This is a genomic window from Megasphaera indica (genome assembly GCF_046614755.1).
Lineage (GTDB): Bacteria > Bacillota > Negativicutes > Veillonellales > Megasphaeraceae > Megasphaera > Megasphaera intestinihominis.
In genome coordinates, this window is sequence record NZ_JBKKJR010000001.1 from 265,725 (window position 1) to 291,518 (window position 25,794).

General features: G+C 52.7%; 32 protein-coding genes. 29 read left to right on the top strand and 3 right to left on the bottom strand.

The annotated features are described in order from the left end of the window. Window positions 1-6 precede the first annotated feature (6 nt). The 11 genes from ACFCTO_RS01235 to ACFCTO_RS01285 all read left to right on the top strand — a co-directional run bounded on the left by ACFCTO_RS01235 (window position 7) and on the right by ACFCTO_RS01285 (window position 9,434). Window positions 7-573, top strand: a complete 567-nt coding sequence (locus ACFCTO_RS01235) for a DUF2815 family protein (protein ID WP_499876203.1) — start codon at window positions 7-9, stop codon at window positions 571-573. 12 nt (window positions 574-585) lie between these two features. Continuing rightward, the gene (locus ACFCTO_RS01240; protein WP_499876204.1) at window positions 586-777 is read left to right on the top strand and encodes a hypothetical protein; all 192 of its coding nucleotides are present in this window, start codon (window positions 586-588) and stop codon (window positions 775-777) included. A 59-nt stretch (window positions 778-836) separates the two neighbouring features. Continuing rightward, window positions 837-2,825, top strand: coding sequence for a DNA polymerase (locus ACFCTO_RS01245; RefSeq protein WP_499876205.1), 1,989 nt, complete (start codon window positions 837-839; stop codon window positions 2,823-2,825). 87 nt (window positions 2,826-2,912) lie between these two features. Further along, entirely contained in the window at window positions 2,913-3,575 is a 663-nt protein-coding gene (locus tag ACFCTO_RS01250) for a Rha family transcriptional regulator (protein ID WP_499876206.1), read from the top strand. A 3-nt stretch (window positions 3,576-3,578) separates the two neighbouring features. Continuing rightward, window positions 3,579-3,803, top strand: a complete 225-nt coding sequence (locus ACFCTO_RS01255; RefSeq protein ID WP_499876207.1) for a hypothetical protein — start codon at window positions 3,579-3,581, stop codon at window positions 3,801-3,803. After that, on the top strand, window positions 3,781-4,176 hold the full coding sequence (locus ACFCTO_RS01260; RefSeq protein ID WP_499876208.1) for a DUF7768 domain-containing protein: 396 nt from the start codon (window positions 3,781-3,783) through the stop codon (window positions 4,174-4,176). The genes ACFCTO_RS01255 and ACFCTO_RS01260 overlap by 23 nt, the downstream gene beginning before the upstream one ends. Window positions 4,177-4,181: 5 nt before the next feature. Next, window positions 4,182-6,425 carry a phage/plasmid primase, P4 family gene (locus tag ACFCTO_RS01265; protein ID WP_499876209.1) on the top strand — a complete coding sequence of 748 codons (2,244 nt, stop codon included), beginning with the start codon at window positions 4,182-4,184 and terminating at the stop codon, window positions 6,423-6,425. Between the two features lie 195 nt (window positions 6,426-6,620). Then, window positions 6,621-6,872, top strand: coding sequence for a VRR-NUC domain-containing protein (locus ACFCTO_RS01270; RefSeq protein ID WP_499876210.1), 252 nt, complete (start codon window positions 6,621-6,623; stop codon window positions 6,870-6,872). Then, window positions 6,869-8,239: an SNF2-related protein gene (locus ACFCTO_RS01275; RefSeq protein ID WP_499876211.1), complete on the top strand. Its 1,371-nt coding sequence runs from the start codon at window positions 6,869-6,871 to the stop codon at window positions 8,237-8,239. Before ACFCTO_RS01270 ends, ACFCTO_RS01275 begins: the two co-directional genes overlap by 4 nt. Continuing rightward, window positions 8,236-8,685, top strand: a complete 450-nt coding sequence (locus ACFCTO_RS01280) for an ArpU family phage packaging/lysis transcriptional regulator (protein ID WP_499876212.1) — start codon at window positions 8,236-8,238, stop codon at window positions 8,683-8,685. Before ACFCTO_RS01275 ends, ACFCTO_RS01280 begins: the two co-directional genes overlap by 4 nt. 389 nt (window positions 8,686-9,074) lie before the next feature. Further along, window positions 9,075-9,434, top strand: a complete 360-nt coding sequence (locus tag ACFCTO_RS01285; protein WP_499876213.1) for an HNH endonuclease — start codon at window positions 9,075-9,077, stop codon at window positions 9,432-9,434. A 114-nt stretch (window positions 9,435-9,548) separates the two neighbouring features. Here ACFCTO_RS01285 and ACFCTO_RS01290 read toward each other — a convergent pair whose 3' ends face one another. Beyond that, complete coding sequence (locus ACFCTO_RS01290) at window positions 9,549-10,625, bottom strand: Abi family protein (RefSeq protein WP_499876214.1); 1,077 nt, start codon at window positions 10,623-10,625, stop codon at window positions 9,549-9,551. Between the two features lie 134 nt (window positions 10,626-10,759). On the opposite strand from ACFCTO_RS01290, the gene ACFCTO_RS01295 reads away from it, so the two are divergent. From ACFCTO_RS01295 to ACFCTO_RS01330, 8 genes are all read left to right on the top strand, one after another. After that, window positions 10,760-10,999: a hypothetical protein gene (locus ACFCTO_RS01295; protein ID WP_299000275.1), complete on the top strand. Its 240-nt coding sequence runs from the start codon at window positions 10,760-10,762 to the stop codon at window positions 10,997-10,999. Further along, on the top strand, window positions 10,935-12,173 hold the full coding sequence (locus ACFCTO_RS01300) for a site-specific DNA-methyltransferase (protein WP_499876215.1): 1,239 nt from the start codon (window positions 10,935-10,937) through the stop codon (window positions 12,171-12,173). The genes ACFCTO_RS01295 and ACFCTO_RS01300 overlap by 65 nt, the downstream gene beginning before the upstream one ends. Before the next feature lie 61 nt (window positions 12,174-12,234). Beyond that, a complete protein-coding gene (locus ACFCTO_RS01305; RefSeq protein ID WP_499876216.1) occupies window positions 12,235-13,098 on the top strand; it encodes a hypothetical protein in 864 nt (287 codons plus the stop codon). A 107-nt stretch (window positions 13,099-13,205) separates the two neighbouring features. Continuing rightward, window positions 13,206-14,108, top strand: coding sequence for an amidoligase family protein (locus ACFCTO_RS01310; protein ID WP_499876217.1), 903 nt, complete (start codon window positions 13,206-13,208; stop codon window positions 14,106-14,108). A 76-nt stretch (window positions 14,109-14,184) separates the two neighbouring features. Further along, the gene (locus ACFCTO_RS01315; RefSeq protein ID WP_499876218.1) at window positions 14,185-14,796 is read left to right on the top strand and encodes a DUF4314 domain-containing protein; all 612 of its coding nucleotides are present in this window, start codon (window positions 14,185-14,187) and stop codon (window positions 14,794-14,796) included. Window positions 14,797-14,907: 111 nt separating this feature from the next. Then, window positions 14,908-15,174 carry an Nmad4 family putative nucleotide modification protein gene (locus ACFCTO_RS01320; protein ID WP_499876219.1) on the top strand — a complete coding sequence of 89 codons (267 nt, stop codon included), beginning with the start codon at window positions 14,908-14,910 and terminating at the stop codon, window positions 15,172-15,174. 84 nt (window positions 15,175-15,258) lie between these two features. Next, a complete protein-coding gene (locus ACFCTO_RS01325; protein WP_499876220.1) occupies window positions 15,259-15,729 on the top strand; it encodes a phage terminase small subunit P27 family in 471 nt (156 codons plus the stop codon). Next, entirely contained in the window at window positions 15,726-17,327 is a 1,602-nt protein-coding gene (locus tag ACFCTO_RS01330; protein WP_499876221.1) for a terminase large subunit, read from the top strand. Before ACFCTO_RS01325 ends, ACFCTO_RS01330 begins: the two co-directional genes overlap by 4 nt. 6 nt (window positions 17,328-17,333) lie before the next feature. Here the strand turns inward: ACFCTO_RS01330 and ACFCTO_RS01335 are convergent, their stop codons facing one another. Continuing rightward, window positions 17,334-18,164, bottom strand: coding sequence for a class I SAM-dependent methyltransferase (locus ACFCTO_RS01335; RefSeq protein WP_499876222.1), 831 nt, complete (start codon window positions 18,162-18,164; stop codon window positions 17,334-17,336). 112 nt (window positions 18,165-18,276) lie between these two features. On the opposite strand from ACFCTO_RS01335, the gene ACFCTO_RS01340 reads away from it, so the two are divergent. The 10 genes from ACFCTO_RS01340 to ACFCTO_RS01385 are packed head-to-tail and all read left to right on the top strand — an operon-like array spanning window position 18,277 to window position 24,877. Further along, window positions 18,277-19,533, top strand: coding sequence for a phage portal protein (locus ACFCTO_RS01340; RefSeq protein ID WP_499876223.1), 1,257 nt, complete (start codon window positions 18,277-18,279; stop codon window positions 19,531-19,533). Next, window positions 19,523-20,227 carry a head maturation protease, ClpP-related gene (locus tag ACFCTO_RS01345; RefSeq protein ID WP_299000291.1) on the top strand — a complete coding sequence of 235 codons (705 nt, stop codon included), beginning with the start codon at window positions 19,523-19,525 and terminating at the stop codon, window positions 20,225-20,227. Before ACFCTO_RS01340 ends, ACFCTO_RS01345 begins: the two co-directional genes overlap by 11 nt. Before the next feature lie 16 nt (window positions 20,228-20,243). Further along, window positions 20,244-21,434: a phage major capsid protein gene (locus tag ACFCTO_RS01350; protein ID WP_499876224.1), complete on the top strand. Its 1,191-nt coding sequence runs from the start codon at window positions 20,244-20,246 to the stop codon at window positions 21,432-21,434. Between the two features lie 3 nt (window positions 21,435-21,437). Further along, window positions 21,438-21,719 (top strand): head-tail connector protein, encoded by a 282-nt coding sequence (locus ACFCTO_RS01355; RefSeq protein ID WP_499876225.1) that lies wholly within the window; start codon window positions 21,438-21,440, stop codon window positions 21,717-21,719. A gap of 13 nt (window positions 21,720-21,732) precedes the next feature. Next, the gene (locus tag ACFCTO_RS01360; protein WP_499876226.1) at window positions 21,733-22,074 is read left to right on the top strand and encodes a phage head closure protein; all 342 of its coding nucleotides are present in this window, start codon (window positions 21,733-21,735) and stop codon (window positions 22,072-22,074) included. After that, complete coding sequence (locus tag ACFCTO_RS01365; RefSeq protein ID WP_299000297.1) at window positions 22,061-22,480, top strand: HK97 gp10 family phage protein; 420 nt, start codon at window positions 22,061-22,063, stop codon at window positions 22,478-22,480. The genes ACFCTO_RS01360 and ACFCTO_RS01365 overlap by 14 nt, the downstream gene beginning before the upstream one ends. Next, window positions 22,477-22,941 (top strand): phage tail terminator family protein, encoded by a 465-nt coding sequence (locus ACFCTO_RS01370; RefSeq protein ID WP_299000299.1) that lies wholly within the window; start codon window positions 22,477-22,479, stop codon window positions 22,939-22,941. Before ACFCTO_RS01365 ends, ACFCTO_RS01370 begins: the two co-directional genes overlap by 4 nt. Further along, a complete protein-coding gene (locus ACFCTO_RS01375; protein WP_499876227.1) occupies window positions 22,922-24,004 on the top strand; it encodes a phage tail sheath subtilisin-like domain-containing protein in 1,083 nt (360 codons plus the stop codon). Before ACFCTO_RS01370 ends, ACFCTO_RS01375 begins: the two co-directional genes overlap by 20 nt. 14 nt (window positions 24,005-24,018) lie before the next feature. After that, the gene (locus tag ACFCTO_RS01380) at window positions 24,019-24,447 is read left to right on the top strand and encodes a phage tail tube protein (protein ID WP_499876228.1); all 429 of its coding nucleotides are present in this window, start codon (window positions 24,019-24,021) and stop codon (window positions 24,445-24,447) included. Between the two features lie 13 nt (window positions 24,448-24,460). Continuing rightward, on the top strand, window positions 24,461-24,877 hold the full coding sequence (locus tag ACFCTO_RS01385) for a phage tail assembly chaperone (RefSeq protein WP_499876229.1): 417 nt from the start codon (window positions 24,461-24,463) through the stop codon (window positions 24,875-24,877). A 200-nt stretch (window positions 24,878-25,077) separates the two neighbouring features. On the opposite strand, the gene ACFCTO_RS01390 is transcribed toward ACFCTO_RS01385, so the two are convergent. Continuing rightward, the gene (locus ACFCTO_RS01390) at window positions 25,078-25,773 is read right to left on the bottom strand and encodes a hypothetical protein (RefSeq protein WP_499876230.1); all 696 of its coding nucleotides are present in this window, start codon (window positions 25,771-25,773) and stop codon (window positions 25,078-25,080) included. Window positions 25,774-25,794: the final 21 nt, after the last annotated feature.

The window sequence follows — 25,794 nt, forward strand, 5'->3', positions numbered from 1 at the left end:
TTTATCATGACAAAAAAATTTACTAATCCTTGTAAGGTAATCACAGGAGTCAATACCCGCTGGTCTTATGCAAATGTTTGGGCCCCGAAGTCTATCAATGGTGGTACGCCGAAGTATAGTGTATCTCTCATCATTCCGAAGTCCGATACGGAAACGGTCGAAAGCGTCCGAGCTGCTATCAAGGCTGCCTATGATGAAGGCCAGGGCAAACTCAAAGGTAATGGTCGGGTGGTACCGGCTCTCGAAGCTATCAAGACCCCGCTCCGTGACGGCGACTTGGAACGCCCTGGTGATGATGCGTATAAAGACAGCTTCTTCGTCAATGCCAATTCGGCTACCAAGCCGGGCATCGTCGATGCCGACTGCCAGAATATCTTGGAACGCTCTGAAGTCTATTCTGGCGTCTATGGCCGTGCGTCCATCAACTTCTATGCCTTCAACAGCAATGGCAACAAGGGTATTGCCTGCGGCCTGAACAACCTGCAGAAAATCCGTGACGGCGAACCCCTCGGCGGCAAACCCCGTGCAGAAGATGATTTTGCTACGGCTGACGATGATGATTTCCTGGCATAAGGAGGCGCGATTATGGAAACTGTGATGAGACTGATTCTGGATGGCCTGTACTGCCTGGTTGCACTGTGCGCCGGCGGGTTCTTCGTGGACATGATCTATACAGATATCAAAAAAGACCAGCGGGATGAAGAAATGGCCCGGCACCGGGAAGAACGGGAAGAAGAATATCATCGCAAGCAGATGGAATCCTTCCGGAACAAGTAGTAGTGAATAGCGGCGGCGGGGCCTTGTGCCTCGCCGTTTTTTTTTTCGAGGTGAAGAGTATGAAAACCATCAGTATCGATATTGAAACATTCAGCGATGTCAGCCTGGCTAAATGCGGCGTGTACAAATACGCAGAATCGCCAGCCTTTGAACTTCTTCTCTTTGGTTATGCCGTGGACGGTGGCGAGGCACAGGTCGTTGACCTGGCGCGGGGAGAACGCATCCCGGATGATATCCTGGATGCCCTGACCGATGAATCTGTCACTAAGTGGGCGTTCAATGCCAGTTTTGAACGAGTCTGCCTGTCGCGATACCTGCGTGACCTGGGAATGAGCCTGGATCCGTTCCATGACCATCATCCGCTTTCCCGGGATTGTGCCAGGTTCCTCAATCCGACGGGATGGAAATGCTCCATGGTCTGGTCGGCCTACATGGGCCTGCCGCTTTCCCTGGAAGGCGCAGGGGCCGTGCTGAAGCTGGACAGCCAGAAGATGAAGGAAGGCAAAGACCTGATTCGATATTTCTGCGTTCCCTGCAAGGAAACCAAATCGAATGGCGGCAGGACAAGAAACCTTCCTCAGCATGACTTAGACAAATGGACCTTGTTCAAGTCCTATAACAAACGGGATGTGGAAGTGGAAATGGCCATCCAGGAGCGCTTGAAGAAGTATCTCGTACCGCAGCAGGTATGGGATGAATATCATCTCGATCAGGAAATCAACGACCGGGGCATCGCCATTGACCGGACACTGGCTGAAAATGCCATCGCCATCGATGCCCGCAGCCGGGACAGCCTGATGGCTGCGCTGAGAGAAAAGACGGGCCTGGAGAATCCGAATTCCGTTATTCAGATGATCGGCTGGCTGGAACGGCATGGGATGAAGACCGATTCTTTGGGAAAGAAGCAGGTACAGGAACTGCTGAAGACGGCAGAAGAACCGCTGCGCAGTGTACTGCTGCTCCGGCAGAAGCTGGCCAAATCCTCAGTCAAAAAATACCAGGCCATGGAAATGACGGCCTGCGAGGATAGCCGGGCCAGAGGCATGTTCCAATTCTATGGGGCCAACCGGACCGGGCGATTTGCCGGTCGGCACATCCAGCTGCAGAATCTGCCCCAGAACCATCTGCCGGATCTCGCAGAAGCTCGGGAATTGGTACGCCAGGGAAATTATGAAGCCCTGAACCTTCTGTATGATTCCATCCCCAATGTCCTTTCCCAGCTGATTCGTACGGCCTTTGTACCCCGGCAGGGGTTGAAGTTTGTTGTATCGGATTTTTCGGCCATTGAAGCCAGGGTGTTGTCGTGGCTGGCAGGAGAAACCTGGCGCTCAGACGTGTTTGCCAGGAATGGCGATATCTATTGTGCTTCGGCCAGCTCCATGTTCGGCGTTCCCGTGGAAAAACATGGCGTCAATGGCCATCTCCGGCAGAAGGGGAAAATCGCAGAACTGGCCCTTGGTTATGGCGGCTCCGTAGGTGCGCTGAAGGCCATGGGAGCCCTGGACATGGGCCTTACAGAAAAAGAGCTGTATCCTCTGGTGCAGTCCTGGCGGTCGGCCAATCCGCATATCGTCGATTTCTGGTGGCAGGTAGATGCCGCCGTGAAGACGGCCATCAAGGAACATATCCCCATGCGGGCCGGCTGCATCTGCTTCCTCTGCCAGAGCGGCATGCTGTTCATCCAGCTCCCAAGCGGACGGCGGCTTTCCTATGTGAAGCCCCGGATAGGCGAGAACCGTTTCGGCGGGGAATCCGTCACCTATGAGGGCGTTGGCGCAACGAAGAAGTGGGAACGGCTAGAGAGCTACGGCCCGAAGTTCGTGGAAAACATCGTCCAGGGCATCAGCCGCGATATCCTCTGCTATGCCATGCAGACGTTGCGGTGCTGCGCCATCGTCGGCCATGTCCATGATGAACTGATCATCGAATGCCGCCGGGATGCCAGTGTCGATGTCATCTGCGAGCAGATGGGACGTACACCTCCGTGGGCCGAAGGATTGTTGCTTCGGGCAGACGGATACGAATGTGAATTTTATCAAAAAGATTGAAATGGAGGTACTTAAAGCAGTGGATTCTGTCCTGTTACTGATAGAGGACGAGTTCCTCGGAAATTTTAACGAAAGGTGGAATCCGCTATGAAGAATTTGATTCCTGAAGATGATTACGGTGTGTTTGCTGACCCGAAAGGAGTAGCCAGGGTCGATAGCCTGTTTGTCGCTGCAACTTTTGAAAAAGGCCATCGTCACGTATTGCGGGATATCGCCAGAATCATTGAGCCCAGATCTGGGCTCAGTGAAAATTTCATTCATGACAATTTTATACTCAGTACCTACAAAGATGCCAGAGGAAGGAAACTGCCGCGTTACCTGCTGACCCGTGATGGCTTCACGATGCTGGTCATGGGCTACACAGGTCCGAAGGCGATGCACTTCAAGGAACTCTACATCCAGCGTTTCAACGAGATGGAACAATGTGTCCAGTCGCTCCTGTCTGCCCGGCAGGAATTCCCGATGCTGACGGATATGATCTGCCGCCTGCATGAAAGCCCGAAGCCGTACCACTTCAGCAACGAATGCGACATGCTGAACCGCATTGTTCTCGGCATGTCTGCCAAGCAGTTCCGGCTGGCCAACGGCATTGAAAAAGGGCAGAGCATCCGGCCTTATCTGACCGCGCAGCAGATTCATGCTCTGGACCGGCTGCAGCACCTGGATTACGGCCTGCTGTATTCCTGTCCGGATTTCCAGCAGCGCAAACAGATGCTCATGAACTATTACAAGACGGAACTGGAGGGATGAGGCATGTTTTACGTCAAGGAACCGATTAACGATGCCATGGAGGTCACGGTTGAAATCAGCGATGAGAATGTATTTTGCTGCTGCCCGGTTTGCGGCAGGGAAGTGCTGGTGGATTTGGAGGAAGTCCTGGGCGACGGGAAGGGCGACCTGTCCGGGACAGCCGTCCTGTGCGAAGACTGCTCCCGGGAACTGATGGAGGTGCGTGATGGAGATGGATCCGAAGCGTAATGCGGAACACTACCCGGACCCGACAGCCTATCAGGCCATCCGGAATGCGGAACCGGCAAGGTTCCCGTTCCGGCCCGTGGTGTATGTCTGCTCGCCCTATGCCGGAAATGTGGATGCCAATACAGCCAGAGCGAGGAAATACTGCCGCTATGTGACAGATCAGGGAGGCATTCCGCTGGCTCCGCATCTGTATCTGCCCCAGTTCCTAGATGAAAAGACGGAGCGTGACCTGGCCCTTTTCATGGATATCGTCCTTCTGTCCAAGTGTGCGGAACTCTGGGTGTTCGGCGATGTTATCTCGGACGGGATGCAGAAAGAAATCGAGTATGCCAGACGCAAAAGGAAGCCTGTCCGGTATATCAAGGAGGTTTAAGAATCATGGAATTTACCCTTTATACGGCTGCTGTTACGGGGGCAGAGGCCAATTGCCGTTATCCGGAACAGCGGAAAATCGGCTGTGCGGAAGACCTTGAAGCAGCGGCTGCGTTTGACCATGTCTGTGTGGCATTCAAAAATGATTACCGGAAACGGGAGAACTTTCTCTCATCGGATGTTCTAGTCATGGACTGCGATAATTCGCATACGGAAAATCCTGCTGAATGGATGACCATGGAGAAATTCCTGGCCATGATACCGGAGGTCTCGGTGGCCATCGTCCCATCACGGAATCACATGAAGCCCAAAGACGGGAAGTGTGCCAGGCCGCGCTTCCATGTTTATTTCGGGATTCCCAGAATCACAGAGGAACCGTGCTATACGGAGCTGAAACGGGCTGTTTATCACGCATATCCTTTTTTCGATGAAGCGGCCCTGGATGCAGCCCGTTTCATCTATGGCTGCCCGGCTGAGAAGGTGCTGTGGCAGGATGGGGAAATGACGATTGACCAGGTGCTTAAGGCCCGGGAAGCCGGGACACACAGCATTCCCCAGGGACAGCGCAATAATACCATGAGCCGCTTTGCCGGCCGGGTCATCAAACGGTATGGAGCAACAGAGAGGGCATACTCTATTTTTCTTGAAGAAGCCGAAAAATGCGACCCGCCGCTTGCTGATTCGGAACTCAATAAAATCTGGCAGAGTGCTGTGCGTTTTGGTGAGCGCATTGCCAGACAGGAAGGGTACGTCAGTCCGGACCGGTATAATAACGATTTTGCCAGCCGGGGCAGCCTGAAGCCGGAAGACTACTCGGATATCGGTCAGGCCAAAGTGCTGAAGCGGGAATATGGTGATGAGCTGCGGTATACGGAAAGTACCGATTTCCTTCGGTACAACGGTATCTATTGGGCTGAATCCCATCAGGAAGCCATCGGCGCGGTGGAAGAATTCCTGGAACTGCAGCTGGCAGATGCCAGGGACCAGATGGAAGCTGGCAGAAAAGCGCTGCAGGAAATGGGCGTTGCGGCAGAACTCATCGACAAAGGCGGCCGGATGCTGGAGAAAGTCATCGAAGGCAGTCAGCAGAAAGCCTTCCAGTCCTACCAGGCGGCTTTGGCATATTATGCCTTTGTCATGAAGCGGCGGGACATGCGCTATATCATTTCGGCCCTGCAGGCCCTGAAGCCGATGCTGCTCATTCCCATCCAGGCCCTGGATGCGGATGAATTCCTGCTCAACACGCCTTCGTTTACGTATGACCTGCGGCAGGGGATGGCGGGCAGGCGGAATCACCGTCCGGAAGATTATATTACCAAATGTACCGCTGTCGATCCAGGAGAGGAAGGGGAAGCGGTCTGGCAGCAGGCCCTGGGCGAGTTTTTCACAGGCGACCAGGAGCTGATTGATTACGCCCAGGAAATCTGCGGACTCATGGCCATTGGCAAGGTGTATGTGGAAGCCCTGGTCATTGCCTATGGTGATGGACGGAACGGGAAATCTACGTACTGGAACTCCATCGCCCGGGTGCTGGGGAGTTATTGCGGCGGCATTTCTGCCGATGCCCTGACGGCGAACTGCAAGCGGAACATCAAGCCGGAAATGGCGGAACTCAAGGGCAAGCGCATGGTCATCGCGGCCGAGATGGAAGAAGGTGTCCGGCTTTCCACTTCCGTCCTGAAGCAGCTCTGCTCTACGGATGAAGTCGGCGCCGAAAAGAAATACAAGACGCCGTTTACCTTTGTACCGACCCATACGCTGGTCCTGTACACCAACCATCTGCCACGCGTCGGGGCCAGTGATGAAGGGACATGGCGCCGGCTTATCGTCATCCCCTTCAAGGCACAGTTTGAAGGCCATGGCGAAATCAAGAATTATGCGGATTATCTGGTGGAGACAGCGGGACCTGCTATCCTGCGCTGGATCATCGAAGGGGCGGAGAAGGTCATTGCCAGCGAGTACCATCTGACCATGCCGAAATGTGTGCGGGATGCTATCCAGGAATACCGCGGGCAGAATGACTGGCTCCGCCATTTCCTGGAAGAATGCTGCGATGTGAATCCATCATGCCAGGAAAAGTCCGGGGCTCTTTATACGGCCTACCGCTTGTACTGCCAGCAGATGAATGAGTATACCCGCAGCACGACGGATTTCTATGGAGCCCTGGAGAAAGCCGGGTTCGACAGGCGCAAGCGGAAAGCAGGGTATTTCATTTACGGATTGAAACTGAAAGTCACAGATTTCTTGTGAGAAAAGGGAAGGGTGCAGGTCGGTGCAGGTCTATCCATAAACTCCCTTTAGGGCTGAAAAATAGAAAAAATGCCTTTAAGGAAAGTTTGCGGAACGACCTTCAACGACCTGCACCCCTGTAAAAAAGAGGTGATACAGATGCGGGAAAAAGAGATAGAACATCATCTGGTGATGGAAACCAGGAAGGCAGGCGGTATGGCAGTGAAGTTTGTTTCGCCATCGTTTTCAGGCATGCCGGACCGCTTGGTCCTATTGGGTGATGGGAAGATGGGCTTCGTGGAAGTGAAGGCACCGGGGCAGAAGCCGCGGCCGCTGCAACTGAGGCGCCATGCCATGCTGCGGAGACTGGGCTATCAGATCTTCGTCCTGGATGACATGGAGGATATCCCCGCTGTCCTGAATGCCATCGCCCACACGCCCGATGGGAAAGGAGGCGGAGGTGCATGAAGTTCATGCCGCATGAATATCAGAAATACGCCATCGAATATATCAAGTCCCATCCCGTTACGGCCCTGTTCCTGGACATGGGCCTTGGCAAGACGGTGACGACGCTGACGGCCATCCGGGACTTGATGTATGACACCTTTGAAGTACAGCGGGTGCTGGTGGTCGCTCCGCTGCGGGTGGCGAGAGACACCTGGCCGGATGAAATCAAGAAGTGGGACCATTTGAAATGCCTTACCTGTTCCGTCGTGGTCGGCAGCGTGGCAGAACGGCGGCGGGCCTTGCAGCAGGATGCGGATATCTATATCGTGAACCGCGAGAACCTGGCCTGGCTCTATGAGAACAGCCGCCTTGATTTCGATATGGTCGTCCTGGACGAACTGTCGAGTTTCAAGAACTACCAGTCGAAGCGGTTCCGGGCCATGAAGGTCTTGCGCCCCAGAGTGAAACGCATCGTCGGCCTTACGGGAACGCCCAGCGGCAACGGACTGATGGACCTTTGGGCCGAGTTCCGTATCCTGGATATGGGAAAGCGACTGGGGAGATATATCAGCCAGTACCGCAACCTATACTTCCAGCCGGATAAGCGCAACGGCATGGTGGTGTATTCCTATAAGCCTCTGCCGGGAGCGGAAGAAATTATCTATCACCAGATTGCCGACATCACCGTGTCTATGAAGGCAACAGACTATCTGGAGATGCCGGAACTGGTGAGTGTGGCGAAGGAAGTCAGACTGAGCGAAAAGGAAAAGAAACGGTATGATGAACTGAAGAAGTCCCTGGTGCTGGAGCTTCCAGGCGGCGAAATCACAGCCGCCAATGCTGCGTCGCTTACCTTGAAGCTTTCACAGATGGCGAACGGCGCCATTTATACAGATGACAAGGATGTGGTGACCACCCATGACCGGAAGCTGGATGCCCTGGAAGACCTGGTGGAAAGCGCCAACGGGAAACCGGTCCTGGTGGCCTATTGGTTCAAGCACGATAAAGACCGCATCCAGCAGCGGATGGAAGCCCGGGAACTGAAGGAGCCGCAGGACTTCGCCGACTGGAACGCAGGAAAGATTCCCGTGGCGCTTATCCATCCGGCCTCTGCCGGACACGGGCTGAACCTGCAGCAGGGCGGTTCCATTCTGATCTGGTTCGGCCTGACCTGGAGCTTGGAACTCTATCAGCAGACCAACGCCCGGCTCTGGCGGCAGGGGCAGCAGAGCCGCACAGTCATCATACAGCACATTGTAGCCAAGGATACAATTGATGAGCGTATCCTGAAAGTCTTGGAACACAAAGACGGAACCCAGGCCGCACTGATTGAGGCGGTGAAAGCTGACCTGAGCATGACGAAAACGGGAAATGGGGGTATACTATGAAGCAGGAACCGGAAGGAGAAGGAACACGTATGGAAGCCAAAGCGTACCTGGAACAGGCACGGAACATCAACATGCAGATAGACAGCAAGCTGGAGCAGGTATCCGCTTTGCGGCAGCTGGCCATCAAGGCGTCATCGACACTCAGCCCGGTGCCACCGAGCGGGACACCCAACCCGCACCGTCTGGAAGAAACCATCGCTCGCATGATGGATATGGAGCATGAAGTGGATGAAGCCATCGATGGCTTGGTCGAACTCAAGGCAGACATCATGAAGGCCATCAGCCGGGTGCCGGACGACCGGGAACGGGTTGTCCTGGAACTACGCTATCTGGCCTTCAAGGACTGGGCGTCCATCGCCGATGCTATCGGGCTCCACATTCGCCAGGTGTACCGCCTGCATGACGAGGCTCTGAAACACATTGAAATTCCTGGCAAATGTCACTGAATGTCACTAAAGCAGCACTTGATGTCACTGGCTTCTGTAAGATATACTATAATCAGCAAAAAAAGAATGAAGGACCGAGGCTTGAACGCCATCGGCCCTTTTTTGATGCGGGAAAAATAAAAGAGAGAACCTGTCAGTAACTCCAGCGCAAGCTGCTGAAAACAGCAACGGCATTCTGGCCATAGACAGGTTCTCTCTTGGCGGCAAAGGCTATGCAGGTATCTCAGGAACCAGAATCTTCTGCAGCAGCCCTCGGCACTCCCGCCGTCAACATATCCTTTGCCTGAAGAACACGGGATTTGCTGTGGGAGTACCCCTGTCACTAGCAAGCCAGACTGTTCTTGTAATCTTAGTATAACAGGTTTGTACAGAGGAAGGAAGAATACTTTATGCCAAGAAGACCGCAGACACCGTGCAAGTATCCGGGATGTCCGAGGCTGGTACCGTATGGGAGAAAATATTGTGACGAACATGAACAGCAATGCCAGGGCGAACGGAAAAACGCCGTGCTGCGTGGCTATGGACGGGAATGGCAAAAAGCCAGGAAGTTCTTTCTGAAACGACACCCTTGGTGCATCCTTTGCAAGGAAAAGGGACGGCTCGTTCCGGCAACTGTAGTAGATCATATCAAGCCGCATCGCGGCGACCCGGATTTGTTCTGGGACGAAAGAAACTGGCAGCCCTTGTGCAAGCGTTGTCATGACCATAAGACGATGACCGAAGACCGGGAAATAAGATATCAATATTAGTCAAAAAAAGAGACTCGACGCATCGAGTCTCTTTAGGGCCTAGTCCGAAGACGTCAGCCACTTTCTTCAAAATTATTATAGCAAATAAATTCCCCAAAAGCAAGAAAATTATAATTATGACCTTGTGAGGAATGCTTTTAGTGATTCCATATTCTGCCTTGTTCCTGAACCAAGAATTTGATTCCAAATAGGAGTTGAAATTTGTTGGCGTAATAGTTCTTTGCTATTATTATAACCAGAAATGAGTTGTTTACATTCTGTTTTTGTTACTTGCATTTTTCTTAGCACATAAATGATTAATATGATGTAAGCATCAATATATTGAAAATCAATTTGTTGAACAGATGTTTCTTTCTGCAAGAGGCTGACAAGGCGTGGACTAATTTTATTGGTACGGAAGCGAGCATCAAAAATTACATTGTTATGAGCGATTGCATTACGTAGATCCTTAATTGTAAAGATAATATCTTTAGTCAATTCACCGTCGGCGTCCAGATTTGAAGGTAGTCCTAACAACTTAGAGGTATAGAGTTTTACACTTTTATTACAACACCAAAAGAAGGTGCCAAAATCTCCAAGTGTCATGGATTCAAATATAGCCCAGATAGGAATTTCACGATCTTGATTGAAGAAGTGATTAACAATTTGATTATGTTGACCATAGTCACGTTTAAGCGTATTGTTAATGGAACCGCGTAATGTCATTCGCTTAGTGAAAAAACGTTTATATTCACGACTACCAGCTCCAAATGTTTTATAATAAGTCAGAGAACGATTAAAGATGTCATTAAGTTTTTCGGATTTGCTATCAGCAAGGACAGCCTCAATGACATAGCTTTTGAGCGCTGTTTCGATGAACATGACTTTTGAATACAGCAATGATTTTAAATGCATATCAAAATTATTAATGGCGAGTAGTTCATCGAAGGTGCGGAAGGATATTCGATTTTGAGGAGTGCGGATGAAACGATATCCTTTATATCCGTGGTAATAGCCAAGGTTTCGTAAAGCATGAGCCTGGTTGCTTTTTATGGACATGTTATGATTATTACGTAAATAACGCATCATTTGTCTTATAGTGAGCATGAAACTGACCTCTCCCGTTTTCTTTTTATTATAACATTGGAAATGAGAAATGAATAGAATAATAATGGGCGGGGGGATGTCAATCTCTGTAGCTCTTCCGTCCATGACCGCCGCCCCCTCAAATGGGAAAAACCGCGAAATTCATAAGGGGGGATATAAGAACGGTCTTCAACCGAATATCAGGCAGCTCCAGGCTTCTGGCCCGGGGCTTTTTTATTGCCAGGAAGAAGGGGACCTTCATGAATGACTGCCAGCGCAGGCAGATTGAAGCCATGCGGAAACAGGGGATGGGATACAAGGCCATCGCCCGGGAAACGAAGCTGTCACGGGACAGCGTACGGAATTATTGCCGCTGGCATCATCTGAACGGATACGGAGCCGCCATTGCCGCGGCATCCAGAAAGGAAACAGTGTATGAAGACATCGGATATGGAATGGAAAGTCCTGCCCATCGGCCAGCTGAAGCCTGCGGCATATAACCCCAGGAAGCAGCTGAAGCCCGGCGACAAGGAATATGAAAAAATCAAGCACTCCATCCAGGAGTTCGGTTATGTAGAACCCATCATCGTCAACTATGACATGACCGTCATCGGCGGGCATCAGCGCCTGACTGTGCTGAAAGAATTGGGCTATGAAGAAGTCCAGTGCGTGGTTGTCCATCTCGAGGATGAACACAAGGTCAAGGCCCTCAATATCGCACTCAATAAAATCACTGGCGCCTGGAACGAACAGCTCCTGGCTGATCTCATCGTGGATTTGCAGAGCGTCGATTTCAATGTAGACCTGACGGGCTTTGAAGCCCCGGAAGTGGAGCAGCTCTTTTCCAAAGTCCACAACAAGAAGGTAAAAGAAGATGACTTCGATGTGGACGGAGAACTGGAACAGCCGGCTATGGCCAAGGCAGGGGATATCTGGCTTCTGGGGGAACACCGCGTCATCTGCGGCGATGCCGCGCTGCCGGAAACCTACACACGGCTGATGGACGGCAAGAAAGCTAATCTGGTGCTGACGGATCCTCCGTACAATGTGGATGTGGAAGAAACGGCCGGGAAAATCAAGAACGACAATATGCCGGACGATAAATTCTATCAGTTCCTGTTCAGCGCTTTCGTCAACATGGAGCAGAACATGGAACAGGATGCATCTATCTATGTGTTCCACGCCGATACGCAGGGGCTGAACTTCCGCAAGGCCTTCAAGGACGCAGGCTTCTACCTGTCCGGCTGCTGCATCTGGAAGAAGAACGCCCTGGTCCTGGGCCGCAGTCCGTACCAGTGGCAGCACGAACCGTGCCTGTTCGGCTGGAAGCTGAACGGGAAACACCAGTGGTATTCCGACCGCAAGCAGACAACCATCTGGGAATATGACCGGCCGAAAGCCAGCAAGGAACATCCGACCATGAAGCCCGTGGCGCTCATGGCCTATCCCATACAGAACTCGTCCATGAGCCACTGCATCGTCCTGGACCCGTTCCTCGGATCCGGCTCCACGCTCATGGCCTGCCAGCAGACGGACCGCATCTGTTATGGCATCGAGCTGGACGAGAAGTTCGTCGATGTCATCGTGAAGCGGTATATCAGCGAGTGCGGGAGTGAAGGCGTGTTTGTACTGCGTGGGAATGAGAAAATTACTTATGATAAAGTGCAAGAATGACTTGCTATTATCGGCGTTCAGAGTGATATATGTACTAGCAAAACAAGGAGGTACATAGACCATGACAATTCAGATGAACCTGAACGACCGCAAGGAACTGGCCAGACGGCTGATTCCTTTCAACCATAACGAAAAGCTTCATTACACCGGAACGCCGGCCTTTGCCTACGAAGGGCAGGGCTTCCGCATTCTTCGCAGCGGCGATATCGAATGCGATGATGAAAAGACAGAAGCCGCCATCACGGCTTTCCTGCAGGAAGCAGGCATCCTTCCGCAGCTGGAACCGGCAGAAGAATCGGCATCCAAAATGCTGCAAGAGCCGCTGGAGCAGGATGAAACCCCAAGAAGGGAAGTAATTCCGCAGATGGCAACGGAGCCGGATATGATGGAAATCAAGGTCCCCATTGATGGCATGGACGGTGCGCAGCTCCGCAACCTGGTCTTCATGCTCCATGCCCAGCAGTACCTGCTGAACCGGGCTGCAGGGCATGACAACATCCGTGTGCCGGACAGGCTGGTGAAAGACCTGAAAGAAGAATCAGGTACAGACAGGACATCCTTCTTTGCCATCTATCAGAACTACGGAAAGGAAGGGCAGGGGTTCCTGATTGCCGCAGATACGGTGACATTCTGTTTCGCCGCGACCGGCAATGCTGTGAAGAACCGTGCCCTAATTGAACTGGCGGCTTTCATGGTCAGCGCGGCGAAAAAGGCGAAACGGGTCCAGCCCGCCACACGGAAGCCGGAAAACGAGAAATACTACCTGCGGATGTGGCTCCTGCGCATCGGAATGGGAACCAAAGCCAGCCACGAATCGCGCATGGCCCTGCTGAAAGGCATGAACGGATGGAGCGCTTTCCGCACGGAAGAAGAGGCTATGGCTCATGCCAGAAAGCAGAAGGAACGCCGGCATCCGAACCTATAAACCTTCGATTTAATTCATAATTATTCTCAAAATAGCTTGCTATTGTGTGCCTTTAGAGTGATATATAGTGTACCGAAAGAACACACGCACACATGGAAAGGACAGAGATGATTATGAAAACACTGCACTTTGGAATCGAAATGGAAATGACAGGGATTACGAGAAGCCAGGCCGCCAGCCTCATGGCCCGCTTCTTCGGGACGGAATGTCGGCACGAAGGCGGAGCCTACGATACCTACACTGCAAGGGATGAACAGGGACGGAAATGGAAAGCCATGAACGACTCCAGCCTGGTTCCCCAGAAGAAGGTGAACGGAAACATTACAGATGCTTCCAGCTTCTACCGCACGGAAGTGGTCAGTCCCATCCTTTCCTACGAAGACATCCCGAAGCTGCAGGAACTGGTGCGGACGCTTCGCAAGGCCGGAGCTTTTGCCAACAAGTCCTGCGGCATCCACATCCATGTCGGGGCCGAACAGTTCACGGCAAAGACCCTGCGGAACCTGGTGAACATTATGGCGAGCAAGGAAGACATGATTTACCGCGCTCTCCAGATCAACCCCTTGCGGGAAAGCCGGTACTGCCGGAAGACGAACACCGCTTTCCTGAAGGATCTCAACCGGAAAAAGCCGGTCACCCTGGACGGCATCGCTGAACTCTGGTATCAGGAAGCGCCTTATGGACGGAATCATCATTACAACAGCACCCGCTACCACGGGCTGAACCTGCACGCCACCTTCACCAAGGGAACCGTCGAATTCCGGCTTTTCAACGGGACGCTCCACGCCGGGGAAATCAAGGCATACATCCAGTTCTGCCTGGCTGTCGCCCATCAGGCCCTCACGCAGAAGAAGGCCTCGGCACGGAAGACCGAGACGGATAATGAGAAATACGCCTTCCGGTGCTGGATGCTCCGGCTCGGACTCATCGGCGACGAATTCAAGACCTGCCGCCTCCACTTCCTCAAACACCTCACAGGCAACTCCGCATGGCGCAACGCCGCCGCTTGAAGGGGATAGCCTTCCGGGCAGCTTCGGCTGCCCTTGGGGTGGTAGAAGGGCATTCCCTTCAGAAAGGATGAGAGCGATGAAACAAAGAATCTACATTGCCTACGGCAGCAACATGAGTGAAGCGCAGATGGCAAGACGGTGTCCTGATGCCGTTCTTGCGGGAACGGGCCGGATCCGGGGATATGAACTTCTCTTCAAAGGTTCCCTGACAGGATGTTACGCCACTATCGAGAAGAAGGCGGATGCCTTCGTGCCGGTCGTCCTCTGGCGCATTTCGGCAGCAGATGAACGGCGACTTGATGCCTATGAAGGCTTTCCGCGGTTCTATTACAAAAAAGAAGTGGAAGTGGAAACCGATGACGGCACCGTCTGCGGTCTGGTGTATATCATGCACGAAGACCGGCATTTTGGCATTCCGGAACCGTGGTACTACCAGAACGTGGAGCGGGATTACAGCAAGTTCGGTTTCAACCTGTCCATCCTGTGGCTGGGATTACAGAACAGCCGGGCGAGGAAGAATGGCATACGAGTACGGCTGATTTCCATGGATGATGTGCAGGCGCCGCCTGCAGGTACCGAAGGCACGGTCCAGTACGTCGATGATGCCGGAACTATCCACGTGCATTGGGACACGGGCGGCAGCCTCGGACTGGTACCCGGAGCCGATGAATGGGAACTAGTCAAATAAAATGCATAAATAACCGAAAAAATGACTTGCTATTATGTGCGTCCAGAGTGATATATATGACGAAGGGGATATGCCCCGAAGGAAAAAGCACACGAAAGCGAGGAAACGACGATGACAAAGAAAGCAAAAGACTACCGGCTTCCCGAAACGGCCACGATGGAAACACTGGAGATGAACTGGAGCTGCATCCTACAATTCGGAAACAAGGTCCTGCTGGCAGGGCATTACTTCAGCAAGGACAGGGATTACTGGTACGGTGCAGTTTATGGATTTACCACCAGAGACCATACCTGTGAAGGGGAAATCAGGCTGACGGCAGTCAGCGACGAACTGTTCGATGATAATGGCCACGCCATCGAATGGGCCATGAAGAATTAAAAAAGAGAGTCAGAGGGGACCGCAGATGCGGCCTTCTCTGCCGTACAGCCCGCAAGGGCTTTTTTTATTGGGAGGTGAGCGCCATTGGCTGTACGAGGAAGAAAACCGAAACCGACGGCACTCAAGGTGCTGGAAGGCAATCCCGGCCATCGTCCTCTCAATAAGAAGGAACACATGCCAAAGGGACGGCTCCCTCGCTGCCCGGACTGGCTGGAAGACGACGCCAAGAAAGAATGGAAGCGGCTGGGGAAAGTTCTCGCTGAGATGGGGATGCTGACCCATCTGGATATGATGGCCTTTGCCGGATACTGCCAGGCGTATGCCCGGTGGAAAGGGGCCGAAGAGTTCATCACCCAGCATGGGGATATGGTGCGGACGCCGAACGGGTACCTGCAGCAGGTGCCGCAGGTATCCATTGCTCAGACGAACCTCAAGATTATGCTGAAGTTCTGTGAGCAGTTCGGTCTGACCCCGTCTGCCCGGAGCCGCATGATCGGGGAAGAAAACGGGGCAGAAACAGAAACGGATGAAATGGAACTGCTGCTAAGGGGGTGACAAGTTTGGCGTTTGTATATAAGCCGTCAGCGTTCATGCTGCCGGATTCCCGTTATGATGAAGAAAAGGCTGACCGTGCCGTCGCTTTCATCGAGCATCTCTGTCATACCAAAGGAAAATGGGCCGGGAAGCCTTTCCTCTTATTGCCCTGGCAGGAACAAATTGTGCGTGACCTGTTCGGCATCGTCAAGAAAAACGGGAAGCGGCAGTTCCTGACGGCCTATATAGAAATTCCAAAGAAGAACGGGAAAAGCGAGCTGGCTGCAGCCATCGCCCTGTACCTTCTTTATGCCGATAACGAGCCGAGTGCCGAAGTGTATGGTGCGGCCTGTGACCGCAACCAGGCTTCCATCGTCTTTGATGTGGCACGGCAGATGGTCGAGATGAGTCCGGCCCTGATGCGCCGTTCCAAGATACGGTCGGCCGGGAAGCGCATCATCAATTACCGCAACGCCGGGTTCTACCAGGTATTGTCAGCGGAAACGGGAACCAAGCACGGACTCAATGTGTCCGGTCTGGTCTTTGATGAAATCCACGCCCAGCCGAACCGGAAGCTCTACGATGTCCTGACCAAAGGATCCGGCGATGCAAGGGAACAGCCGCTCTTTTTCATCATCACCACAGCGGGCAATGACAAGAACAGCATCTGCTACGAACTGCATACCAAAGCCCTGGACCTGATGGCGGGCCGGAAGAAGGATGCCACCTTTTACCCCGTGGTCTATGGCCTGGAGCATGAGGAAGACTGGACGGACGAAGCGAACTGGTACAAGGCGAACCCGTCCCTAGGACACACCATACAGATTGACCGCGTCCGGGAAGCATATCGGAATGCCGTCGAAAATCCGGCGGAGGAGAATGTCTTCAAGCAGCTCCGGCTCAATATCTGGACTTCGGCCAGCATCCGCTGGATACCGGAACAGGTCTACGACAAGGGGAATCTTCCCATTGACCGGGACTTCCTGCGGGGACGGATGTGCTACGGCGGGCTGGACTTGTCCAGTACGTCGGATATCACGGCCCTGGTTCTGGCTTTCCCGCCACGGAGCGATGACGAGAAATACATCCTGCTTCCTTTCTTCTGGCTGCCGGAAGACACGCTGGAACTGCGGTGCCGCCGGGACCATGTCCTATACGACGTCTGGCAGAAGCAGGGCTTCATCCAGACGACGGAAGGGAACGTCATCCATTATGGTTTCATCGAGAAGTTCATCGAACGTTTAGGAGAAACCTATAATATCCGGGAAATCGCTTACGACAGGTGGAACGCCACCCAGATGGTGCAGAACCTGGAAGACATGGGCTTTACCATGGTGCCTTTCGGCCAGGGGTTCAAGGATATGTCGCCGCCGTCGAAGGAGCTGTTCAAGCTTCTGATGGAAGGGAACATTCTCCATGGCGGCAATCCCGTCCTCAAATGGATGGCGGGCAATGTTGTCATGCGGCAGGACCCGGCGGGGAACATCAAGCCGGACAAAGAAAAATCCGTCGAAAAAATCGACGGAATCGTGGCGTCTATCATGGCACTGGACCGCTGCATCCGCAACGGGATAGGCAGCGGCAGTGTCTATGACGAACGGGGTGTTATTGCTTTTTGATTTTTATTACCAGGTAATTTGGCAGATGTTCATTCTGAACACCCAATCGAAAAGATACGCCATTCCCCTTAAAAGTGGAGAGATGCCTTCCTTTTTAAGGTCTACATAGCCTGTCAGGTATTTTCGTACAGATACCTTAATGTCGTCGTCCAATCTTAGGTCATGAAGTGGGTTATTGCAGTAGAACATTCCCTTTATGCCATGTATTCCCATTGTTTTCAATGTTCTCTTCATCAGTACCTTTATACCGAAGCTGCCGATAGTATCAAATACGAGGCAACCGTGGGGAAAGGCACCCTTTAGCCTCAGAATAAGTTGATGTACCTCTTTTTCTCTGAGATACATAAACACTCCGGCTGCAAACAGGAAAACTCCTTGAAATACATCAATGTATTGAGTCCAAGTATCATCATTTAAATCAGCCGCGATATTGATTTCTCGGCCAATAGGGGGAAGAAGCGAATTTCGTATGGAAATAATGTCTTTCTTGTCGATATTGTATAGATTCATTCTTCCGTTATCTCCTAAGCGAGGGGTCTGATCTAATCCGCATCCCATATTCACAACAGCTGCATCTGGATGGGAAGATAGATAGTCTTGCATCTCATAAAGAATAGCTTTGCTTCGAAGAATACCTTCTAAGGCACCGAACTTCCAAACAAAAGAATCTTTCTTTTTATCAAGCGCAGAAAAATCGTAATTCAGATGTCTGATTACGTCATCCGCATAAGGGTCTAGGAGAATGTGAGGGAAGAGTTCATTGCCAAGTTTCCTGGCATAGAGGGGAATGATTAATGTTTCTTGCACCGTATTTTTTTCAATAGTTATTCTGCCCATGAGCGCTCATTTCCTTTCTGAGATTTACTATTATGAAAATAGTTTACCAATAATAAAACGTGTTTGTAAACTATCAATTACTAGGTTAAGTATCCCTTTTCAGGAGGTTTTCATGCAAATCCCATTTTTATCCAGCCTGTTCCGTACCCGGGACAAGCCGCAGAACTATTATATCGGCACGGATTTCCGTTACCTGTTCGGCCCGTCAACGAGCGGCAAGACGGTGAACGAGTTCACGGCCATGCAGACGACGGCGGTGTATGCCTGCGTCCGCATCCTGGCGGAAACCCTAGCAGCCCTGCCGCTCCAGCTGTACCGTTACACGCCTGGCGGCAAGGAGCGGGTCTATGATCATCCGCTGTACCATCTGCTGCATGATGAGCCGAACCCGGAGATGACATCGTTCATCTTTCGGGAGACTCTTATGAGTCATTTGCTCATCTGGGGCAATGCTTACGCCCAGATTATCCGTGACCGATTAGGGCGGGTACAGGGACTATACCCGCTCAGGCCGGACAAGATGACCGTCTGCCGGGATGACCGGGGAAAGATTTTTTATCTGTATACCAAGACAGGAGATGAGAATCCGAACATCAAGCCGTACGGGCAGGTGGCCCTGCAGAAGGAAGAAGTGCTGCATATCCCCGGCCTTGGTTTTGACGGCCTGGTCGGCTATTCGCCTATTGCCATGGCCCGCAATGCCGTGGGCATGACCATGGCCTGCGAGGAATACGGGGCGTCTTTCTTTGCCAATGGAGCCAGTCCCAGCGGGGTGCTGGAACATCCCGGCGTTCTGAAGGATCCGGGCAAAGTCCGGGATTCGTGGAATGCCGTCTACCGGGGGACGGGCAATGCTCACAAGGTAGCTGTGCTGGAAGAAGGCATGAAGTACCAGCAGATCGGCATCCCGCCGGAAGAAGCACAGTTCCTGGAGACACGGAAATTCCAGCTCGATGAGATTGCCCGGCTCTATCGCATCCCGCCGCACATGATTGGCGACCTGGAGAAAAGTTCCTTCAATAACATCGAGCAACAGTCCATGGAATTTGTGAAATACACTCTGGACCCATGGGTTATCCGCTGGGAGCAGGCCATGCAGAAAGCTCTGTTCCTGCCGGAAGAGAAGAAGCAGTATTTCCTGAAGTTCAACGTGAACGGCCTCTTGCGCGGCGACTACGAGAGCCGCATGACCGGGTACAGCATCGGTCGGCAGAACGGCTGGCTGTCCGCCAACGATATCCGGGAGATGGAAGACATGAACCCTGTGCCGGATGAGGAAGGCGGCAACCTGTACCTGGTGAACGGCAGCATGACCAAGCTCAAGGACGCCGGGGCCTTTGCCCAGAAGGGAGAAACGAATGAAACATAAATTTTGGAGATGGGTGACAAATGTTGCCCACGATGCCTTTGGCAGCGAACGGACGCTGTACCTGGACGGACAGATTTCGGACGAGACCTGGTGGGGCGATGAAGTGACCCCGAAGGCGTTCAAGGATGAACTGAACGCGGGCAGCGGAGATATCACCCTCTGGATCAACAGTCCGGGCGGTGACTGTTTTGCCGCTGCCCAGATCTATAACATGCTCATGGATTATCCCGGGAACGTCACCGTCAAGATTGACGGCCTGGCGGCTTCAGCGGCTTCCGTTATCGCCATGGCCGGGACGAAGGTCTGCATGTCGCCGGTGGCCATCCTGATGATCCACAATCCGGCGACCCTGGCTTATGGGGACAAAGCCGAGATGGAAAAGACCATCGGCATGCTGAGCGAAGTCAAGGAGAGCATCATCAATGCCTATGAAATCAAGAGCGGCCTGGCCCGTACGAAGATTTCGCACATGATGGATGACGAGACTTGGCTCAATGCCCGGAAGGCCGTGGAACTGGGCTTTGCCGATGAAATTCTTTTTGACCAGGAAGACGGAGAACAGCAGCCGGAAGCCATGCTGTACAGCCCGGTCATGGTGACGAATTCCTTTGTACAGAAACTGAAACCAAAGAAACCCTTGCAGAAAGTGCCAGCCGCTTCCTTAGAGAAACGGCTGGCATTGCTCATTCATTGACAGGAGGACAAATACAATGGATACGATTTTAGCACTGCGCGAGAAGCGCAAGAACCTCTGGGATGCGGCGAAAGCCTTCCTGGATATGGCCCGTGATGAGAACGGCATGGTATCGGCAGAAGACGCTGCCCGGTACGACAAGATGGAAGAAGATGTGGTGAACCTGGGCAAGGAAATCGACCGCCTGGAACGCCAGCAACAGCTCGATGCCCAGCTGGCCCAGCCGACATCTTCTCCCATCACGGAACAGCCCGGTGCAGGGAACCAGGTGCCGGAAAAGAAAGGCCGTGCATCCCTTGCTTACCAGAAAGCCTTCTGGGACAGCATCCGCCATAAGAACTTTATCGATGTACAGAATGCCCTGAGCGTGGGCACGGATGCTGATGGCGGCTACCTGGTGCCGGATGAATTCGAGCATCAGCTCATCGACAAGCTCCAGGAAGAGAACTTCTTCCGCAGCCTGGCGACGGTCATCCATACCAGCGGCGACCGCAAGATTCCTGTCGTGACGGGACATGGCGAAGCATCCTGGATGGAAGAGAACGGCCTCTATCCGGACAGCCAGGATACCTTCGGCCAGCAGTCCATCGGGGCGTACAAGCTGGGGACGGCTATCCGTGTGTCGAAAGAACTCCTGAATGACAGCGTCTTCGACCTGGAAAGCTATATCGCCGGCGAATTTGCCCGCCGTATCGGCACGAAGGAAGAAGAAGCCTTCCTCATCGGCGATGGGAGGAACAAGCCGACCGGTGTATTTCCGTCTGCGGAACTGGGCGTGACGGCCAATGGCGCATCCATCACCTTTGATGATGTCATCGACCTGTATCACTCCCTGCGTATCCCGTACCGCCGCAAGGCCGTATGGCTCCTGAACGATGCTACGATCAAGGCCTTGCGCAAAATCAAAGACAACAACGGCAACTACATCTGGCAGCCGTCCGTCACGGCCGGGACACCGGATACCATCCTGAACCGTCCCTGCTACTGCACATCCTTTGCCCCGGAACTGGCGGCCGGCAACCGTCCCATGCTCTTCGGCGATTTCAGCTACTATTGGATTGCCGACCGGGAATACCGCTCCTTCAAGCGGCTCAACGAACTGTATGCCGCCAACGGTCAGATTGGTTTCCTCGCAAGCCAGCGCGTCGATGGCATGCTGATGTTGAAGGAAGCGGTCAAGGCCCTGGAGATGAAGGCGAAGGGATAAGCCATGCTGGTCAGCCTGGAAGAATCCAGGGAATATCTGCGGATTGATGAGGATGATACGTCCAATGATGACGTCATCCTGTCTTCCCTGGAAACGGCCCAGGCCTTGTGCCTGGACTTGGCCCGCTGCGAGGAAGCGGATGCCGAAGAGAATCCCGTCGTGTTTCATGAAGCCATCCTCTATGCCGCTGCCTTTTTGTATGAGCATCGGGAAGAAGCCGATTATTCCGGCCTGCTGAAGCGGCTGCGGTGGCTGCTGTTCGGGGTGCGGCGGAGCTATTTTTGAAAGGGGGATGCCTATGAAGACCGGGCTTTTGAACAAGCGAATTGAAATTCTGGGGAAGCAGGCGGCGACGGATGCATACGGTTTTGATACCCAGACCGACGTCGTGGTGTACCGCTGCTGGGCATCCATTGAGCCTGCCCGGGGCAAAGTGTTCTATGAGATGGAACGCAAGGCGGATACGGAGTACAGCAAGATTACCATCCGCTGGCGTCCGGGCGTCACTCATGACATGAAGGTGAAGTACCAGAATCACCTGTATGACATCGACACCATCGTGGACCCGTACATGCGCCACGAAGCCCTGGAACTGTACTGCACGGAAGAAGTGAGGGGGATGGACAATGAGCGGAAGTGACTTTGAGGTCAAAGGATTGGATGACCTTTCGGAAAAACTGCTTTCTGTCATTGAAGAGTTTCCCGGCACTGCTGAAAAGGGCCTGGTGACGATTGGCAACAAGCTCAGGAAGGAGTGCGTGAAGAACACGCCGGAAGGCAGCACGGGCAAGCTGAAGAAAGGCTGGAAGCACAAGGTGGAAGGCTATAACGGTTCGGAGCTGACCTATGAACTGGTCAACCGGCACCCGGTCCATCACCTGCTCAATAACGGCCATGTCAAGAAAACGCCGGGCGGCAGGACCGTTGGCTATTATGAAGGCCAGCACTATACGGAGAAATCCGTCAAGGCCTTCGAAGCCCGGGAGTTGCAGCCGGGCCTGGAGAAACTGGCGAAGAAGCTCCTGAAGAAAGCAGGCGGCACATGATTCATGACATCGACATCCTGCAGGCCGTACAGCAGAAGCTGAAGGAACGGTTCCCGTATCCCGTGTATCTGCAGGAAGTGAAGGAAGGGTTCCGTCCGCCAGCGTTTTTCCTGAAGACGATGACGGTGGCTTCGCCCCAGAGCTGCAAGGAAGTGTACCGGGATACCGATATTTACATCACCTATATACCGCAGAAGCAGACGGCCAGCGCATCCATCTATGAAGTGCTGGCTGCTGCAGAAGACCTGTTCCGTGACGGGATTGCCGTCCAGGACAGGTTTTTTGCTGTCCGCTCGATGAACGGGGAACTCATCGGTGCCGACAACGACGGCGGCCGGCTGACGCTGACCGTCCAGTACTATGATTCCGCCGATGAAACGGAAGCAGCCGAACGGATGAAAGTGCTGCATCAGCGATATCAGGGAAAGGAGACAACAAAACATGAAAATGCCATCCATTAATGTCGTGTTCAAGGAAAAAGGCATCAGCGCCATCGAGCGCAGTGAGCGCGGCATTGTCCTCATGATCCTGAAGGAAGAGACCCTGCCTTCGGTGACAGAAGTGAATCTGTACACGGCAGATGACATCCCCAAGGAACTGTCCGACAGCAACCGGGAGCAGCTAGAACTGGCGCTCCGGGGCTATGTGAACAGCCCGAAGAAGGTCATCGCCGAAATCATCAGCAGTGAAGCCGAGGACTATACGGATATCCTGAAGGTCATCGAGAACAAGCGCTTCGATTACCTGGTCATCCCGGACATCGGAACGTCGCACATCGATACCATCGCCACCTGGGTCAAGGGGATGCGTACCAATAAAGACAAGATGATCAAGGCCGTCCTGCCAGACTGTACGGCAGATACGGAAGGCGTCATCAACTTCGTCAACAAGACCATCCGCACGAAGAGCAAGACCTATACGACGGCCCAGTACTGCAGCCGCATTGCCGGCATCATCGCCGGGACGCCCATGACGATTTCCTGCACCTACGCACCGCTGCCGGAAGTCATCGGCTGCGATGTCTGGACGAAAGAGGAAATGGACACCATGGCCGGGGCAGGGGAGTTATTCTTCTTCTTTGACGGTGAAAAGGTGAAACTGGCCCGGGGCATCAACTCCCTGGTGACCACCGTCCAGGACAAGGGGACGAGCTTCCAGAAAATCAAGCTCGTGGACCTGATGGACATGATGCACGATGATATCCGCACGACGGCCCAGGACCATTACCTCGGGAAGTACGCCAACAGCTATGCGAACCGCTGCCTCCTGGTGACGGCCATCCAGGGATATCTTGACCAGCTGGCCCAGGAAGGGCTGCTGGAACAGGACCAGAACACAGCCTATATCGATGTGGAATCCACGAAGATATGGCTGGAATCCAACGGCAAATACACCAAGGCGGAATTGGCAGATATGTCCGATATGGACATCAAGCTGGCCAATATCGGCAGCAATGTGTTCATCGCCGTCAAGGCATCGCTGCTGGATGCCATGGAAGACGTGACGATTACCATCAATATCTGAGGAGGTGAAGCCGGATGAACAGTATGGAAGCCAAACGGGTCATGAACGGCAAGTACGCTGACCTGTATATCGACGGCGACCTCATGGCCGAAGCAACGGCATTCAAGGCCGAGGTCACGCTGACCAAGGAAGAAGTGAAGATGCTCCGCCATGTAGGCAAGGGTTACAAGGTCACAGGCTACGACTGCAAAGGCCAGTTGAAGCTGCACAAGGTGTCGAGCTACATGATCCGGAAGATGAACGACAACATCAAGGCGGGCAGGCAGACTGTCGTGACCATCGTTTCCGTCCTGGATGACAAGGATGCCATCGGCAGCGAGCGCATTGTCATCAAGGATGCGACCTTTGACAGCCTGATTCTGGCCGACTGGGAAGTGGACAAGATGGGGGAGGAAAGCTACAGCTTCACCTTCTCGGACTGGGACCTCTTGGATTTAACATAAGGAGAACAAGCACATGAATATGGTAGACCGACTGTTGAAAGCAGATGTAATGAACAAGCTGGCCGAACGGCCTGAAAAGAAAGTGAAGATGGAACGGCTCTCGAAGCTGTTCGGGTTCGATTTTGTCATCACGCTCCGGGCCATCGACCCGGAACGCTATGCGGATATCCAGAAGATGGCCGTGGATTTCACCAACGGCAGTGCCGATAACATCGACATTTATCAGATGCAGACCCAGACGCTCCTGGCGGGGATTGCAGACCCGGACCTCAAGAACAAGGACCTGCTGGAAAAATTCGGGGCCGTACTCCCTGGTGACATCATCCGCAAGCTCTTCCTGGCCGGAGAGATTGCCGACCTTACGGCACAGATTACAGAACTCAACGGCTATACGACCCAGGAAAAGGCGGACAAAGCCGTAAAAAACTGATCCGGACCGATGGCGAAGTGCAGGCGATGTATCTCCTGTTCCGGGAGCATCACCTGCTGCCGTCAGCGGTCATGAAACTAGGATACGGTGAACGGCAGGTGTTGTACGCTTTTGTTCGGTATGAGATGGAAGAACGCAATAAAAAAGTATCTTTAGCATTATCGGATTAACTGCTGAAAATACGGCTATCTGGCATAAAGTCATAAGGTAGGCTCAATCCACTTAGATATTTCATAGACGAAGTCGCTTTTTTTCTTGCATTGTGGGTGGGCGACACGTAGTACATGAAAGGCTTGATTGCCCAGCGTGGAAATGGCTTCCTGCCAGGGCATTTTTCTTTTCCCAATATCTTTAAAACCGTTGTAATGAATATTATAACGGTCAAAGACGTTAGGGATGTAATCGTCATAATACCAAGATGTATAAAAAATGACATGAGTAGGATGTATTACCTTTAATTCCTGCTGAAGGACTTTTAGGTTTAGGATACAGTTGGATTTTACAAAATCTGAGGTAGTATCCTTTCCTCCGGAATTGTTGCATTTGACAATATTGGTAAATGCGATGTGTTCTATGGAATCGTCACCGAATATTCTCAGAGTGATAGCACGAGTATAGCTCCAGTATGGCCAGCTTTTGTTCCACAGAGATTCACGGGTATATTGAAAGGGATTGCGGAAGCCGTCTTCAATCGTGCCGGGATTGTTTCTGGCATTTTTACCGACAAATAGAATTCTCTTGGAAGTTTTATTAAAATCGGAACCTACGCACCAACAGCCAATCGGCAAGGATAAACGCTCTCTCTTATGACATTCTTCACAGATTTTGCAAGTTCCAAGCCCCATATGGTGATATCGTTCAGCTAATCTTTTTTCTGTTTCATTGAAATAGCGCATTGGAATTCCTCCGTAAAGATA

Bases quoted from the DNA above. Each gene is read 5' to 3' on its own strand.
- ACFCTO_RS01235 (WP_499876203.1), top strand. From the start codon at position 7: ATGACAAAAAAATTTACTAATCCTTGTAAGGTAATCACAGGAGTCAAT.
- ACFCTO_RS01240 (WP_499876204.1), top strand. From the start codon at position 586: ATGGAAACTGTGATGAGACTGATTCTGGATGGCCTGTACTGCCTGGTT.
- ACFCTO_RS01245 (WP_499876205.1), top strand. From the start codon at position 837: ATGAAAACCATCAGTATCGATATTGAAACATTCAGCGATGTCAGCCTG.
- ACFCTO_RS01250 (WP_499876206.1), top strand. From the start codon at position 2,913: ATGAAGAATTTGATTCCTGAAGATGATTACGGTGTGTTTGCTGACCCG.
- ACFCTO_RS01255 (WP_499876207.1), top strand. From the start codon at position 3,579: ATGTTTTACGTCAAGGAACCGATTAACGATGCCATGGAGGTCACGGTT.
- ACFCTO_RS01260 (WP_499876208.1), top strand. From the start codon at position 3,781: ATGGAGATGGATCCGAAGCGTAATGCGGAACACTACCCGGACCCGACA.
- ACFCTO_RS01265 (WP_499876209.1), top strand. From the start codon at position 4,182: ATGGAATTTACCCTTTATACGGCTGCTGTTACGGGGGCAGAGGCCAAT.
- ACFCTO_RS01270 (WP_499876210.1), top strand. From the start codon at position 6,621: ATGGCAGTGAAGTTTGTTTCGCCATCGTTTTCAGGCATGCCGGACCGC.
- ACFCTO_RS01275 (WP_499876211.1), top strand. From the start codon at position 6,869: ATGAAGTTCATGCCGCATGAATATCAGAAATACGCCATCGAATATATC.
- ACFCTO_RS01280 (WP_499876212.1), top strand. From the start codon at position 8,236: ATGAAGCAGGAACCGGAAGGAGAAGGAACACGTATGGAAGCCAAAGCG.
- ACFCTO_RS01285 (WP_499876213.1), top strand. From the start codon at position 9,075: ATGCCAAGAAGACCGCAGACACCGTGCAAGTATCCGGGATGTCCGAGG.
- ACFCTO_RS01290 (WP_499876214.1), bottom strand. From the start codon at position 10,625: ATGGACGGAAGAGCTACAGAGATTGACATCCCCCCGCCCATTATTATT.
- ACFCTO_RS01295 (WP_299000275.1), top strand. From the start codon at position 10,760: ATGAATGACTGCCAGCGCAGGCAGATTGAAGCCATGCGGAAACAGGGG.
- ACFCTO_RS01300 (WP_499876215.1), top strand. From the start codon at position 10,935: ATGAAGACATCGGATATGGAATGGAAAGTCCTGCCCATCGGCCAGCTG.
- ACFCTO_RS01305 (WP_499876216.1), top strand. From the start codon at position 12,235: ATGACAATTCAGATGAACCTGAACGACCGCAAGGAACTGGCCAGACGG.
- ACFCTO_RS01310 (WP_499876217.1), top strand. From the start codon at position 13,206: ATGATTATGAAAACACTGCACTTTGGAATCGAAATGGAAATGACAGGG.
- ACFCTO_RS01315 (WP_499876218.1), top strand. From the start codon at position 14,185: ATGAAACAAAGAATCTACATTGCCTACGGCAGCAACATGAGTGAAGCG.
- ACFCTO_RS01320 (WP_499876219.1), top strand. From the start codon at position 14,908: ATGACAAAGAAAGCAAAAGACTACCGGCTTCCCGAAACGGCCACGATG.
- ACFCTO_RS01335 (WP_499876222.1), bottom strand. From the start codon at position 18,164: ATGGGCAGAATAACTATTGAAAAAAATACGGTGCAAGAAACATTAATC.
- ACFCTO_RS01340 (WP_499876223.1), top strand. From the start codon at position 18,277: ATGCAAATCCCATTTTTATCCAGCCTGTTCCGTACCCGGGACAAGCCG.
- ACFCTO_RS01345 (WP_299000291.1), top strand. From the start codon at position 19,523: ATGAAACATAAATTTTGGAGATGGGTGACAAATGTTGCCCACGATGCC.
- ACFCTO_RS01350 (WP_499876224.1), top strand. From the start codon at position 20,244: ATGGATACGATTTTAGCACTGCGCGAGAAGCGCAAGAACCTCTGGGAT.
- ACFCTO_RS01355 (WP_499876225.1), top strand. From the start codon at position 21,438: ATGCTGGTCAGCCTGGAAGAATCCAGGGAATATCTGCGGATTGATGAG.
- ACFCTO_RS01360 (WP_499876226.1), top strand. From the start codon at position 21,733: ATGAAGACCGGGCTTTTGAACAAGCGAATTGAAATTCTGGGGAAGCAG.
- ACFCTO_RS01365 (WP_299000297.1), top strand. From the start codon at position 22,061: ATGAGCGGAAGTGACTTTGAGGTCAAAGGATTGGATGACCTTTCGGAA.
- ACFCTO_RS01370 (WP_299000299.1), top strand. From the start codon at position 22,477: ATGATTCATGACATCGACATCCTGCAGGCCGTACAGCAGAAGCTGAAG.
- ACFCTO_RS01375 (WP_499876227.1), top strand. From the start codon at position 22,922: ATGAAAATGCCATCCATTAATGTCGTGTTCAAGGAAAAAGGCATCAGC.
- ACFCTO_RS01380 (WP_499876228.1), top strand. From the start codon at position 24,019: ATGAACAGTATGGAAGCCAAACGGGTCATGAACGGCAAGTACGCTGAC.
- ACFCTO_RS01385 (WP_499876229.1), top strand. From the start codon at position 24,461: ATGAATATGGTAGACCGACTGTTGAAAGCAGATGTAATGAACAAGCTG.
- ACFCTO_RS01390 (WP_499876230.1), bottom strand. From the start codon at position 25,773: ATGCGCTATTTCAATGAAACAGAAAAAAGATTAGCTGAACGATATCAC.